General features: G+C 71.2%; 13 protein-coding genes. 8 read left to right on the top strand and 5 right to left on the bottom strand.

The genetic code is table 11. The features are described from left to right. Positions 1-39 precede the first annotated feature (39 nt). The 3 genes from lspA to ABD289_RS18700 all read left to right on the top strand — a co-directional run bounded on the left by lspA (position 40) and on the right by ABD289_RS18700 (position 1,922). The gene (lspA, locus tag ABD289_RS18710; protein WP_425564729.1) at positions 40-621 is read left to right on the top strand and encodes a signal peptidase II; all 582 of its coding nucleotides are present in this window, start codon (positions 40-42) and stop codon (positions 619-621) included. A 41-nt stretch (positions 622-662) separates the two neighbouring features. Continuing rightward, positions 663-1,547 carry an RluA family pseudouridine synthase gene (locus ABD289_RS18705; protein ID WP_344135034.1) on the top strand — a complete coding sequence of 295 codons (885 nt, stop codon included), beginning with the start codon at positions 663-665 and terminating at the stop codon, positions 1,545-1,547. Positions 1,548-1,646: 99 nt separating this feature from the next. After that, complete coding sequence (locus ABD289_RS18700; RefSeq protein ID WP_344134226.1) at positions 1,647-1,922, top strand: hypothetical protein; 276 nt, start codon at positions 1,647-1,649, stop codon at positions 1,920-1,922. Between the two features lie 131 nt (positions 1,923-2,053). Here the strand turns inward: ABD289_RS18700 and ABD289_RS18695 are convergent, their stop codons facing one another. Then, positions 2,054-2,935: an AsnC family protein gene (locus tag ABD289_RS18695; RefSeq protein WP_344134223.1), complete on the bottom strand. Its 882-nt coding sequence runs from the start codon at positions 2,933-2,935 to the stop codon at positions 2,054-2,056. A 206-nt stretch (positions 2,936-3,141) separates the two neighbouring features. Between ABD289_RS18695 and ABD289_RS18690 the strand changes: the two genes are divergently transcribed. Then, complete coding sequence (locus ABD289_RS18690; RefSeq protein ID WP_344134221.1) at positions 3,142-4,362, top strand: cytochrome P450 family protein; 1,221 nt, start codon at positions 3,142-3,144, stop codon at positions 4,360-4,362. A gap of 88 nt (positions 4,363-4,450) precedes the next feature. Here the strand turns inward: ABD289_RS18690 and ABD289_RS18685 are convergent, their stop codons facing one another. After that, a complete protein-coding gene (locus ABD289_RS18685; RefSeq protein WP_344134218.1) occupies positions 4,451-6,460 on the bottom strand; it encodes an arabinofuranosyltransferase in 2,010 nt (669 codons plus the stop codon). A gap of 151 nt (positions 6,461-6,611) precedes the next feature. Between ABD289_RS18685 and ABD289_RS18680 the strand changes: the two genes are divergently transcribed. After that, positions 6,612-7,214, top strand: coding sequence for a DUF2567 domain-containing protein (locus tag ABD289_RS18680; RefSeq protein WP_344134215.1), 603 nt, complete (start codon positions 6,612-6,614; stop codon positions 7,212-7,214). Positions 7,215-7,235: 21 nt separating this feature from the next. Here ABD289_RS18680 and ABD289_RS18675 read toward each other — a convergent pair whose 3' ends face one another. The 3 genes from ABD289_RS18675 to ABD289_RS18665 all read right to left on the bottom strand — a co-directional run bounded on the left by ABD289_RS18675 (position 7,236) and on the right by ABD289_RS18665 (position 9,674). Continuing rightward, on the bottom strand, positions 7,236-7,949 hold the full coding sequence (locus tag ABD289_RS18675; protein WP_344134212.1) for a DUF8017 domain-containing protein: 714 nt from the start codon (positions 7,947-7,949) through the stop codon (positions 7,236-7,238). Between the two features lie 261 nt (positions 7,950-8,210). Continuing rightward, entirely contained in the window at positions 8,211-8,888 is a 678-nt protein-coding gene (locus ABD289_RS18670; RefSeq protein ID WP_344135031.1) for an LON peptidase substrate-binding domain-containing protein, read from the bottom strand. An 81-nt stretch (positions 8,889-8,969) separates the two neighbouring features. Further along, a complete protein-coding gene (locus tag ABD289_RS18665; RefSeq protein WP_425564728.1) occupies positions 8,970-9,674 on the bottom strand; it encodes an NUDIX hydrolase in 705 nt (234 codons plus the stop codon). A 90-nt stretch (positions 9,675-9,764) separates the two neighbouring features. Between ABD289_RS18665 and nadA the strand changes: the two genes are divergently transcribed. The 3 genes from nadA to nadC are packed head-to-tail and all read left to right on the top strand — an operon-like array spanning position 9,765 to position 13,206. Continuing rightward, positions 9,765-10,781, top strand: a complete 1,017-nt coding sequence (gene nadA / locus ABD289_RS18660; RefSeq protein ID WP_344134209.1) for a quinolinate synthase NadA — start codon at positions 9,765-9,767, stop codon at positions 10,779-10,781. After that, positions 10,778-12,379: an L-aspartate oxidase gene (locus ABD289_RS18655; RefSeq protein ID WP_344134206.1), complete on the top strand. Its 1,602-nt coding sequence runs from the start codon at positions 10,778-10,780 to the stop codon at positions 12,377-12,379. Before nadA ends, ABD289_RS18655 begins: the two co-directional genes overlap by 4 nt. Next, the gene (gene nadC, locus ABD289_RS18650; protein WP_344134203.1) at positions 12,376-13,206 is read left to right on the top strand and encodes a carboxylating nicotinate-nucleotide diphosphorylase; all 831 of its coding nucleotides are present in this window, start codon (positions 12,376-12,378) and stop codon (positions 13,204-13,206) included. The genes ABD289_RS18655 and nadC overlap by 4 nt, the downstream gene beginning before the upstream one ends. Positions 13,207-13,259: the final 53 nt, after the last annotated feature.

The following is a 13,259-nucleotide window of genomic DNA, read 5'->3' as shown; positions in this document are numbered from 1 at the left end:
CGCGGCCGAGGTGGTGGGTGGGTCGGGGACAATGGAGTGGTGAGCACCGACCAGTCCTCCGGAGAAGAGCCCGCTGGGCCCCGCGACGCATCGCGCAGCGGGGCGGGCAAGTCGTTGGCCTTGTTGTTCGGCATCGCCGCGGTGGCCTTGGGAATCGACATCGTGACCAAGGTGGCGGCGGTGGCCAACATCGAGGGCGGCCCGCCCGTGAAGGTGCTCGGCGGGCTCTTCTACCTGGACGTGCTGCGCAATCCGGGTGCGGCGTTCTCCTTGGCCACCGGCTTGACCTGGGTGCTGGCGCTGCTGGCGATCGTGGTGGTCGGCGTGATCGTGTGGCTCGCGCCCAAGCTGCGCTCGTCGGGCTGGGCGATCGGGCTGGGACTGGTGCTCGGCGGTGCCTGCGGCAACCTGGTCGACCGCATCTTCCGCGCCCCCGGTCCGCTGCAGGGGCACGTGGTGGACTTCCTGTCCTTCCTCGCCCCTGGTGGCCGGGTGTGGCCGGTGTTCAACGTCGCCGACAGCTGCATCGTGGTCGGTGGCGTCCTGGTCGTGCTGCTGTCCCTGCTCGGTCGCGACTACGACGGAACCGTGCACCGCAAGAAGAAGGCCACCGACTCGTGAGCGAACTGCGAACCCTTCCCGTTCCCGAAGGCCTCGAGGGCATGCGGGTCGACGCCGGGCTGTCCAAGTTGCTCGGCCTCTCGCGCAGCGCGGTGGCGAGTCTGGCCGAATCCGGCGACGTGCTCGTCGACGGCGACCCCGTCGGCAAGTCCGATCGGCTGATGACCGGGTCCTGGCTCGAGGTCACGCTGCCCGATGCCGAACCCGGGCCGCAGGTCGTGGCGGTGCCCGTCGAGGGCATGGAGATCCTGCACCAGGACGACGACATCGTCGTGATCAACAAGCCGATCGGCGTGGCCGTGCACCCGAGTCCCGGCTGGGAGGGCCCGACCGTGGTCGGCGGGCTGGCCGCCGCGGGCGTGCGCATCGCGACCTCCGGCGCGGGCGAGCGCCAGGGCGTCGTGCACCGGCTCGACGCGGGTACCACTGGCGTGATGGTGGTGGCCAAGAGCGAGCACGCCTACACGGTGCTCAAAAGAGCGTTCAAGGAACGCACGGTGGAGAAGCGCTACCACGCGATCGTGCAGGGCCATCCCGATCCCAGCCGCGGCACCATCGACGCGCCGATCGACCGGCACCCGCGGCACGACTACAAGTTCGCGGTGGTCACCGGCGGCAAGCCGAGCGTCACGCACTACGAGATGGTGGAGGCCTTCCGCTCCGCGTCGCTGATCGACGTCAAGCTGGAAACGGGTCGCACCCACCAGATCCGGGTGCACTTCTCGGCGGTCAAGCACCCGTGCGTCGGCGACCTCACCTACGGCGCCGACCCGGTGCTGGCCCGGAAGCTCGCCATCAGCAGGCAGTGGCTGCACGCGCGGGCCCTGGCCTTCGAGCATCCCTCGGGCGGCTGGGTCGAGTTCGAGAGCGACTACCCGGCCGATCTGCAGCACGCGCTCGACGAGCTGCGCGCCCAGGACGGCTGAGAACCGGCGCGCATGCCGCCGACACGCTCCGATCCCGCTCGCGCGGGGCGCGATCCGGGTAACGTGTGACTTCCAAGGCGTCGAACCGAAAGGGGCCGCATGGCTGAGCGGGATGAGTTCGCGGGCTCCGATGTGCCCACTCCGCCTCGGGGGATGCCGATCGTGGACCCGAACGCGGAGATGGACACTCCGCCGGAGGGGATCGGCCTGGGCGATCTGATCAACAACGAGGACCTGGGGACCGCGTCGCCGTCGGTGCTGGGAGCGCCCGAGCCCCGCGAGAACCGGGAGAGCGACGCCGGTGACTGGCCAGCCCTGCAGCGCAGGGAGCGTCGGGAACGTCCGCGCGGAATGGGCTTCCTCCGGCGGGACTAGGAGCTGTTCGAGCGGCGTCGCGCGGCGGGATTCCGGCGGGCCGGGTCGCCGGAATCCGCGGCAGGTGCGCGGCGTCGCCGCATTCCCGGAGAACCGCTCGGTCCCGGCCGCGGGGCGACGGCTCCGGCTCCCTAGAGGTCGGTGATGTCCCAGGTCAGCGTCAGCTGCGGGTCGCCGGGGCGCAGCGCCCAGCGGACCGAGGTGAGCTCGGTGATCTCCGGCAGCACGTAGATGGTGTGCCCGCCGACCGTCTCACCGGGCTGAACACCGGCGCGGTGCGGGGGCCGCGAGGACAGCGACACCGGGGCCTTGGCGATCGCGGACCCGTCCTTGGCCACCAGTTCCAGGTGCTGGTCCGGCAGCGCGGCGAACGGGGCGGGTGAGCGATTGGTCAGCTCGGTGTGCACCACGACCGCGCGTTCGCCCGGCTGGAGCTCGTAACCCGCCGCGGTGAACAGGAAGTCGGCCGGGTCCACCACCTCGACGAGCCCGATGGTCAGCCGTTCGCCCGCGGGACTCGCCACCTCCAGCTTGCTGCCGATCTTGCCGTTCTGCGGCATCGGCGCGGCGTGCTGATCGGCGCGCACCCACGCGGCCGAGCCCGGCGGGCCCCAGGAGTTCATCGGCTGCGGGACCTGCTGCGGCACTTGCTGCGGGCCGCTCTGCTGCGGTGGCTGCGGCATCGAGTACCCGCCCGAGTTCCCGGGCGGCTGCTGGGGCGGTTGCACCGGGTGCGGACCGGAGTACTGGTTCGGGGGCACGCCGTGCGGCCCGCTGGAGGCGCTGTGCTGCGCGGCCCACTGCTGCGCGGCGGCCACCGCGTTGCGGATGCCCTGCGGGTCGCACTCCACCCCGACGATCATCGGCAGCCCGGTGGTGGACAGCGCGGCCAGCCGCGCGGCGACATCGCGCGCGTCCATGCCGAGCCGGGACGCCAGGTCGGGGATGGCAACGCGGCCCATCTCGGCGACGGCGCTGAGCAGTCGTACGTCCACGGGATCCGGGCCAGTCACGTCACGCCACGCTACCCGGTCACGCCCGGCGTCCGGCAGGAGGCACGGGTTTCGCGATCGGCGCTTCGCGGAGAATGCCGGTTTTCGCGGTTTGGTCGTATCGGGGGAATCGAGGGGCCGATTTCTCCGCGTCGTGTGACAACTTCCAGTTAACGGTGTTCACTGGAACCGTAGGCTTGAATTCCGCTTATCCGCAAAGGAAGCCGATGCCCACCACAGAGGCGAACGCCGAGCTACCGGTCTTCGACGCCGAGTTCGTCGACGACCTGTACGCGAAGTACCGCGAGATCCGCTCCGAAACACCGGTGCAGCGGATGGTGACCCCGCAGGGGATGCAGCTGTGGGTGATCACCCGCTACGAGGACGCCCGCAACGCGCTCACCGATCCGCGGCTGGCCAAGGACTTCCGCCGCACCGGCGAGATCATGGATCGGATGGATCGCGACGGCGGAATCCGGCGACCGTTCAACAGCGCCCTCAACGAGCAGATGCTCAACCTGGACCCGCCGGACCACACGCGGCTGCGCAAGCTGGTGGTCAAGGCGTTCACGGCCCGGCGGGTGGAGAACCTGCGGCCGCGCGTCGAGCAGATCGCCGCGGACCTGCTCGACGCGATGTCCGAGCACGACGAGGTGGATCTGCTGGACGCCTTCGCGTTCCCGCTGCCGATCCAGGTCATCTGCGAACTGCTGGGCGTCGACGAGGAACGCCGGGACGACTTCCGGCAGTGGACCAACACCCTGCTCGACGCCAGTTCGGCGGAGGCGACCAGCCAGGCGGGCGCGGCGATGGCCGAGTACCTGGTCGAGCTCATCGCCGCCAAGCGCGCCGAACCGGCCGATGACCTGCTCACCGCGTTGATCGAGGCCACCGAGGACGCCGATCGCCTCAGCGAGGGCGAGCTGGTCTCGATGGTCTTCCTGCTGCTGGTCGCCGGGCACGAGACCACGGTCAACCTGATCGGCAACGGGGTGCTGGCCCTGCTGCGCAACCCCGAGCAGTGGGCGGCGCTGAAGGCGGACCCGGAACTGGTCGCCGGCGCGGTCGAGGAGACGCTGCGGTTCGACGGCCCGGTCATGCACGGCACCCTGCGGCACACCACCGAGCCGGTGACCATCGGCGAGGTGACCATCCCCGAGGGCGAGCTCGTGTGGGTCGGGCTGGCCTCGGCCAACCACGACCCGGACCGGTTCGAGGCCCCGGAGAGCTTCGACATCACCCGGGACGCGCAGGGGCACTTGGCGTTCGGGCACGGGATCCACTTCTGCCTGGGCGCTCCGCTGGCTCGCATGGAGGGCCAGATCGCGCTGCGCAGGCTCGCCGAGCGCTTCCCGGATCTCGCGCCGGCCGCCGAACTCGACGACGTGCGATGGCGCTTCTCGACGCTCATCCACGGCCTGAAGACGCTGCCGGTCCGCCTGAAGTAGCGGTCCTTTCGGCACGCGGCGGTAGCCGCATGCGGGCGGTTCTCGCCCACGACCGGCGCCGGTCGTGGGCGAGAACCGCCCGGTGGTGTCAGCGCAGCGCGATGATCGTGTACGGCCCGACATCGCGCTTGACGAAGGCGGGCGAGTCGAAGAGCTTCTCGTCGAAGTACACGCGGTAGTCGCGAACGTTCGGGTTCTGCGGGAAGGCGTCGTCCTTGAGCTGCAGCGTCAGCTTGCCCCGCGCCTCCGGCGGCACCTCGCCGTCGCCCTCGGTCTTGAACTCCGAGTGCTCGCTGTCCGGGTTGCCCAGCACGAACACGTCGGGCGTGCGGAACTCGCTGTTGCGCAGCATCTTCAACAGCTCGTCGCTGGACTCGGCCTCCGACCAGCGCTCGATCTCGTCGGCGCGCCGGTCGTACTCGGCCAGCGGGTTCGCGTAGTGCGGCGTCTCCTGCTGGAAGCCCCAGTACGGCCTGAACGACATCAGCTTGTAGTCGGTGGACAGCAGCAGGTTCTGCGCGGGCTCGTCACCGGTGAGCCGGGCGATCGTGCGGATTTCGTCGTCGAACCAGTTGCCCGGCTCGGCCGGGTCCTGCTGCCCCTTGGCGTTGTCGCCGGTGGGGTAGTAGTCGTCGTAGGCGTTCTCGGTCGAGACCTCGAGGTCCGAACTCATCGCGTGCTGGCTGATGCTGATCGCGCCGATGAGGCCCAGCGCGCACGCGACCGTGCCGATCTGCAGCGCGTAGCGGGCGTCCAGCTTCTCGCGCAGATAGCCGATCAGCTCCAGCAGCGCCAGCACGCCGGCCACCGCGAGCGTGAGGTCGAGGATCACGTTGAGCCGGAAGGCCAGCAGCGTGGTCTTGCCGAGCAGCGCCAGGATCGACAGCGCGAACCAGCCGTAGACCGCCAGCACCGTGGCCAGCATGGCCGCGGCGACCTCGTTGCGGCGGCAGCGCAGCAGGATCCAGACGAACCCGGCCAGGCACAGGACGCCGAACGGGGCGGCCTCGGTCATCGGCAGCGGGAAGAACGCGCCGTTCTCCGGCAGGTAGTGCTGGGCCGCGCTGCGCGGGTTGTCCAGCAGGAAGCTGGTGGAGATCAGGTACGGCAGCCACACCACCAGGGCGAGCACCAGGCTGACCAGGCCGATCGGCAGCAGCCTCCAGAACGACCGCTGCACCACGGGCCACGCCTTGTCGCCCTGGTGCACCCGGAACGCGCCGATGAGCACCGCCATCAGCACGATCATCAGCACCGCGAACGCGAAGTGCAGCGTGTAGGTGGCCGCGGCGAACCCGACGTAGGCGCCGATGCCCAGCAGCAGCCCCATCGGGGGGCGTTCGGTCATCCGCAGCGCCTGCCAGGCCAGCACCGCCACCGGCAGCAGCCACGCCGCCGAGGGCCACGCGTAGGGCTCCTCGATGCCGTGCATCATCCCCGCCAGCGTGGTGGCGAGTGCGGCCAGCAGCGCCAGCCTGCGGCGCAGCACCACGCTCCAGAGCGTGAACGCGACCACGGCGGTCACGGCCACCCAGGCCAGGGCGTAGGGCTTGTAGGCGGCCCAGCCCTCCCAGCCGATCAGGTTCGCGAACCGGCCGCCCAGCCAGAACCAGCCGCCCGGGTAGTAGGGCGCGACGTTCTGGTAGTTCATGTCCGCCAGGCCCAGCTCGGAGGCCATCCGCGTCATGTACTGCAGCCGGAACCCGTTGTCCACCGACGAACCGCCGTAGTAGTAGCGGGTCGCCTGCAGCGGGATGGCCAGCGCGAAGGTGGCGAAGGCGCTCAGCGACAGCCAGGCGCCCAGCAGCTTCACCCAGCGCGGCGCGCGACGGTAGCCGAAGGCCAGCAGCAGGAACAGCACCAGCAGCAACCCGCCGCTGGTCAGCGAGGCGAGGGCCTCGGGGGCGAAGCTCGGTTCGCTGATGCCCAGCCGGGCGATCGCGAACTGCAGCGCCACGCTGAAGATACCGGCGACCAGGGCACCGAGCACCAACTCGATCAGGGTGTTGCGCAGCGGGAGCCGGACCACCGAGGGCTGTCGCGGTTCGTCGATCGGGCTCGGTCCCGTCAACTGCGGGCTGGGCAGGATTCCCACCACTTCACTCGTCCTTCGGCGTAGCCGATACGGGGCTCGCGCAGAATAGTTGATGTGCGCGCCGAGGCTTCTCGTCGGGTGATGTCGTCGGTGCGCACCGGAGCGCTAAGGTGACGTCACATTCGGCGAGTCGCGCGAGCAGGAGGTCGGCGGGTTGGCTGACAGCCAGACGGAACGGGCCGTCCCCGAGCGCGTCGGGGCGACGGGGGCACCCGAGGCGCTGGTGCCGGTGCTGGCGCCCGCCACGCCCAAGGTCGTGGTCAAGTCCGACCTGCTGCCCGCGATCAGCGCGGTGTCGTTGATCGCGCTGATCGGGGTTCCGCTGGGGTGGGTCTGGTCCCGCATGGCGCCGCCGCAGGAAAAGGTGCTCGGGCCGGGCGGTTCGGTGCGCTCGCCGATGGTGGAGAGCTACCACGCCTTCGACGCCATCGCGATCTTCTCGCTGCTGGCCTTCGCGGCCGGACTGCTGACCTCGGCGGTGCTCTGGCGGTTGCGCGGCAGGCGCGGACCGGTGCTGCTGCTGGGCGGTGTCGCGGGCTCGCTGGTGGCCTCCTGGCTCGGGATGTCGATGGGCGCCTCGTTCGCCTCGGGCCTGTACCCGATGCCGTCGAGCCCGGCGGTCGGCGACCTGATCACCATCGCTCCGGAGATCACCACCCAGTGGGTGCTGCTGGTGCAGCCGTTCGCCGTGGCGCTGGGCTACGGCGTGGCCGTGTCCTGGAACGGGCTGGACGACCTGGGACGCAGGCTGGGCTGACCGCGCCGCGGTTCGCGGTGCTCAGCCGGCGCGCAGCGATGCGCTGATCCGGTGCAGGACCTCCGGCGACACCGCGTCGGGAATTCCCTGGTCGGCGGCTGCGATGAACACGACCGAGCCGTCCCCGTCGTTGTTGGTGGCCACGACGGAGACCTCGACGACCGGGGCGTCGCAGCGCTGCGGGTTGGGCAAGGTGACCTCGGTGTCGATCCGGACCGCGGACATGCCGCCGGGCAGCCGGATGTGCTCCGGCGGAGCCGGTTCGGCGATCGGGGCGAGACCGTCGCGGCCGTAGGCCTCGGCGATGAACTTCTGCGAGGTCTCGGTGGCCACGGTCGTGTCGTCCGGACCGCGTCGAGCGGTCGCGCCCGCGGTCGCCCGGTAGCTGTTGGGCTCGCCGGTGCAGAAGCCGCGCCGGTAGGTCGCGACCCCGGTCACCGTCACCGCGTCCTGCGGTTCGCCGTAGCCGTAGACGGCTTCCGGATCGGGGTCGATCTCCCAGTCGGCCGGAACGTCGTAGACGGCGCTTCGCTTCGGGACCTCGGCGACCTGCCACCCGGGAACCAGGGGCTCGCGCTGCGCGGTCGGCGGGGCCGTGCGCACGCTGGTCGGCACCGTCGAACTGCGCGCGGTCGGCACCTCGGAACTGCGCGTGGGGGCCGGAGCGGGCTGCGCCCGGTCATCTCCGCGCGAGGTGAGAACGACGACCGCGGTCACCGCGACGATCAGCACCACGGCCGAGATCGAGATCGTGGCGATCAGCGCTCCGCGCCGCTTCTTCGGCGGTCGCGGCGGTGGGGGCGGTTGCTGCCATCCCTGTTGCTGCCCGAACGCCCCGAACCCCTGGTCTGCATCCCCGATTGCGGGACGTGCGGCTGTTGTGGCGGAGGCTGCTGCGGGTTTCGCGGATCCCAGGGACCACCAGGCGAGGACATGCACCGGATCCTATTGCCCGGGCCATCGCGCTCGCCGGGAGTTCGGCTCATCCGGCCGAGGTCAGTTGGGGCTCGCCTCCTGGGCGAACTCGGCCAGCGGGGCGGGGACCGCGCGCAGCTCGCGGAGGAACTGGGCCTCGCGGAGCAGCAGCCTGCGGAGGTCGCGCAACCGCACCATCGGATCGGTCTCGGCGAGCAGCGCCTGGCGGTCCTCGACGCTGAGCACGCAGTCCTCGGCGAGCAAATAGGACAGATCCGCCGGATCGGCGTCGGCGCCCGGGGTTTCGTGCGGTTCGTTGCGCAGGCCGGAGGAGTGGTAGCGCTCGTGGGCCTCCCGGGCAGCCGCGGTCAGGCGCTCGCGGCGGGCGGGGTTGTCCGGTTCCGGCGTCGCGTCCGGCAGCCACTGGACGTGGGCGAGCAGGTAGGGCGCGGACTCGGTGTCGATCTGGAGCAGCCGGAAGCGGCGCTCACCGGTGGCGGAGACGTCGTAACGATCACCGGCCAGCTGGCGGACGTTGTCCATGATTGCCGTGCAGCCCACGTCGTACATCGAGTCGACGTTGTCCTCGCCGACCTCCCAGCCCTGCCGGATGGTCACCACGCCGAACCGGCGATCCGGCAGCTCCTCGTTGAGCAGGGCCTGCACCAGCTTCCGGTAACGCGCTTCGAAGACGTGCAACGGCAGGTGCCCACCCGGCAACAGCACGGACGCCAGCGGGAACAGCGGCAGAGTGTCCATCACGTGACCAAACTACTTGCCGATCGCGCCAAAAGCTTCCCGAGCCTGCCCGGCGGACCCGCCCGGTGGGCATCGCCTCGGTCAGTTCGGCGGCCGGAAGACCGCGAAGGGGTCGGTCACCTGGAGGTCTCGCGAGGTGAACCGGAACAGGGCGGGCGGGCGGCCGCCGGAGGGGCCCGCGGGCATCGTGCGGCCGGTCGGTTCGAGAACGCCCCGGCGGGAGAGCACGCGCTGCAGGTTGGTCGCCGCGACCTGGTAGCCGAGCGCGGCCGAGTAGATGCCCCGCAGCTCCGAGACGGTGAATTCGGCCGGGGCCAGGGCGAATCCGAGGTTGGTGTAGGAGAGCTTGGCGGACAGCCGCTCTCGGGCGGCCAGCACGATCTCTTCGTGGTCGAAGGCGGTCTCCGGCAGGTCGTCCACCGCGCACCAGCGGGTGTCCGCGGGGATCACCGGGTCCACGTCGGCGGGCACCAGGCCGAGGAACGCCGTGGCGATCAACCGCGCGCCCGGCACCCGCGCCGGAGCGCTGAACACCGCCAGCTGCTCGACGTGGGAGAGCTGGCGCACATCGACCTTCTCCGCGAGCTGCCTGCGGATCGATGTCGCCACGTCCTCGTCGGTGGCCAGCCGACCCCCTGGAAGTGACCAAAGGTGCAGATCGGGCGCTTGCGCCCGTTGCCAGAGCAGCACCTGCAGCCGGCCGTCGCGGACCTGAAGCACCCCGGCGAGAACCTCGTGACCTGCGTCTCTGCCCTCCGCGGCTGGCGCGGTGATACGATGTGGCACGTTTTCGATTCTAAGACGAAAACCCCGGTCCCCGTTTTCCGGGGTGCACGACGGGGTCCTGCCACCAGGGGCTCCGATGAGGAGGACGAGATGGCCGCTACTGCGACGTGGCAGCGCACCGACGACGGCTACGCCGGCGTGCGGGCCGATGCCGAGTGGGCGCGCGAGGTGCGCAGGCTGGCCGAGGAGCGCGACGCGGTGATCCTGGCGCACAACTACCAGCTGCCGGAGATCCAGGACGTCGCGCACCACACCGGCGACTCGCTGGCGTTGAGTCGTATCGCGGCCGACAGCGACGCGGGCACCATCGTCTTCTGCGGTGTGCACTTCATGGCCGAGACGGCGAAGATCCTCGGGCCGGACAAGACGGTGCTGATCCCGGACGAGCGGGCGGGCTGCTCGCTGGCCGACTCGATCACCGGTGAGCAGCTGCGCGCCTGGAAGGCCGAGCACCCGGGCGCTGTCGTGGTCTCCTACGTCAACACCACCGCGGAGGTGAAGGCCGAGACCGACATCTGCTGCACGTCCTCCAACGCCGTCGACGTGGTGCGGTCGATCCCGGCCGAGCAGGAAGTGCTCTTCTGCCCGGACCAGTTCCTGGGCGCGCACGTCAAGCGCGAGACCGGCAGGGAGAACCTGCACATCTGGGCGGGCGAGTGCCACGTGCACGCGGGCATCAACGGTCCCGAGCTCGCCGAGCGCGCCGCGGCCGATCCGGAGGCGGACCTGTTCATCCACCCCGAGTGCGGCTGCGCGACCTCCGCGCTCTACCTCGCGGGCGAGGGCACCGTCGCCGAGGAACGGGTCAAGATCCTCTCCACCGGTGACATGCTCACCGCCGCTCGCGACACCGGGGCGAAGTCGGTGCTGGTCGCCACCGAGGTCGGCATGCTGCACCAGCTGCGCCAGGCGGCTCCGGAGATCGACTTCCGCGCGGTCAACGATCGCGCCTCCTGCAAGTACATGAAGATGATCACTCCGGCCGCGCTGCTGCGGTGCCTGAGCGAGGGCGCCGACGAGGTGCACGTGTCCACCGGTGTGGCCGACCGCGCCCGCGCCTCGGTGCAGCGGATGATCTCGATCGGCAAGCCCGGAGGGGGCGAGTGAACTGGGAGGCCGGTGCCGACCTGCTCGTCGTCGGTACTGGTGTCGCCGGGTTGACCGCCGCTCTGCGCGCCCGTGAGCTGGGGCTGCGCGTGCTGGTGGTCAGCAAGGACGCGGTGGAGTCGGGCAACACCGGCTGGGCGCAGGGCGGCATCGCGGTCGTGCGCCCGGACGAGCGCGACGAGTCCGACAGCCTGCGCAAGCACGTCGACGACACGCTCGTGGCCGGAGCCGGGCTGTGCGATCCGCAGGCGGTGCGCGAGATCCTGGCCGGAGGCGCCGAGGCGATCGCCCGGCTGCGCGACGCGGGCGCGCGCTTCGACTCCGGCGCCGACGGTCTGCTGGCCCGCACTCGCGAGGGCGGGCACCAGGCGTTCCGGGTGATCCACGCGGGCGGCGACGCGACCGGCGCGGAAGTGCAGCGGGCGCTGGTGGACTCGGTGCGCGGCGGCGGGATTCCGGTGCTGGAGCGGCACTGCGTCGTCGAGCTGCTGCGCGGTGACGGCGGCGCGATCGCGGGTGCGCTGGCCATGGACGGCGAGGATCGGCCCGGCGTGCTGCACGCGCCCGCGGTCCTGCTGGCCACCGGCGGCCTCGGCCAGCTCTACGCCGCCACCACGAATCCCGACGTGGCCACCGGGGACGGCGTCGCGCTCGCGCTGCGAGCCGGGGCCACCATCGCGGATCTGGAGTTCGTGCAGTTCCACCCGACGGTGCTCTACGCCGAAGGCGGCCCGCGCGGGCGTCGCCCGCTGGTGACCGAGGCGGTGCGCGGCGAGGGCGCGGTGCTGCTGGACGTGCGCGGGCAGCGGGTGATGGACGGCGTCCACCCGCTCGGCGACCTGGCGCCGCGCGACGTGGTTTCGGCCGCGATCACGCGCCGCGCCGCCGAAACGGGCGCCGAGCACGTGCTCCTGGACGCCACCGGGATCGCCGGGTTCGACCGGCGGTTCCCGACCGTGCACGCCTCCTGTCGGGCGGTCGGTATCGATCCCCGGTCCGAGCCGATTCCGGTCGCCAGCGCCGCGCACTACTCCTGCGGAGGTGTGGCCTCCGATGTGGACGGACGCACCGGGGTGACCGGCCTGTACGCGGCGGGCGAGGTCGCCTGCACCGGCCTGCACGGCGCGAACCGGCTGGCCTCCAACAGCCTGCTGGAGGGCCTGGTCGTGGGTGCCCGCGCGGCGGATGCGGCGGCCAAGGACCTCGGTCGCGCGCGGCTGACGCGCAAGCGGGTCGGCGACGTGCGGGCCCCGGCGCTGGCCGTGGCCGAACGCGACCTGCTGCAGCGCACCATGAGCCGGCACGCGAGCATCGGTCGCAGCGAGGAAGGGCTCGCGGCCGCTGCCGGGACGCTGGATCGGTCGGCCATCGTCCGGCCGATGAGCAGCGCGCGGGCCGTCGCGGACGCCTCGCTGACGCTGACCGCGCAGGCGCTGCTCGCCGCGGCCCGGCAGCGCACCGAATCCCGCGGCTGCCACCGGCGCAGCGACTTCCCGGAAACCGACGACCTGCGCCGCTTGCGCAGCACCGGACTGAGGTTGGACGCCTCGGGGTGGTTGATCCACACCGAGGCCGGAATCGTGAGGACAGCGGCGTGACGAACGATCTCGAGGTGGTGCGCACCGCGCTGGCCGAGGACCTGCGCTACGGACCGGACGCCACCACGGCCGCCACGGTGCCCGCAGACGCCGTCGCCGAAGCCGGGTTCAACACCCGCAAGGCGGGCGTGGTGGCCGGATTGCCGCTGGTGAAGCTGGTCCTGGACGAGGTCGTCGGGGAGTACGAGGTGCTCGCCGAGCGCGCCGATGGCGACCGGATCGCCCCGGGCGACTGCGTCCTGCGGGTCAAGGCCCCGGTCCGCGACCTGCTCACCGCCGAGCGCACGGCGCTGAACCTGCTGTGCCACCTGTCCGGCATCGCCACCGCCACCTCGCAGTGGGTCGACGCGGTGGCGGGCACCGGTTGCCGCGTCCGGGACAGCCGCAAGACGCTCCCGGGGCTGCGCGAACAGCAGAAGTACGCGGTTCGCTGCGGTGGCGGGGTCAATCACCGGATGGGGCTCGGGGACGCGATCCTGATCAAGGACAACCACGTGGTCGCAGCCGGGGGAGCGGTCAACGCCGTGCGCGCCTGCCGCGCCCATTCCCCGGGCCTCCCGATGGAGGTCGAGGTGACCAGCCTCGACGAGCTCGGCGAGGTCCTCGCCGAGCAGGTCTCGCTGGTGCTGCTCGACAACTTCACCCCCCAGCAGTGCGCCGAGGCGGTCGCCGAGGTCGAGAAGACCTCCCCGGCGACGAAGCTCGAAGCCTCCGGCGGACTCACCCTCGACGACGCTCGCACCTACGCGGCAACGGGCGTCCACTACCTCGCGGTGGGCGCCCTCACCCACTCCTCCCCATCCCTGGACCTAGGCCTGGACATGTGACCCTCGGTACCAGTTGATCGACAGTTTTGCCTAAAACTGTATGGTCTCCCCGT

Source organism: Saccharopolyspora halophila, from assembly GCF_039531955.1.
In the GTDB taxonomy this organism is placed as follows: domain Bacteria; phylum Actinomycetota; class Actinomycetes; order Mycobacteriales; family Pseudonocardiaceae; genus Saccharopolyspora; species Saccharopolyspora halophila.
The sequence above is the reverse complement of the archived record's forward strand: the minus strand, read 5'-3'. Positions and strand labels throughout refer to the sequence as shown.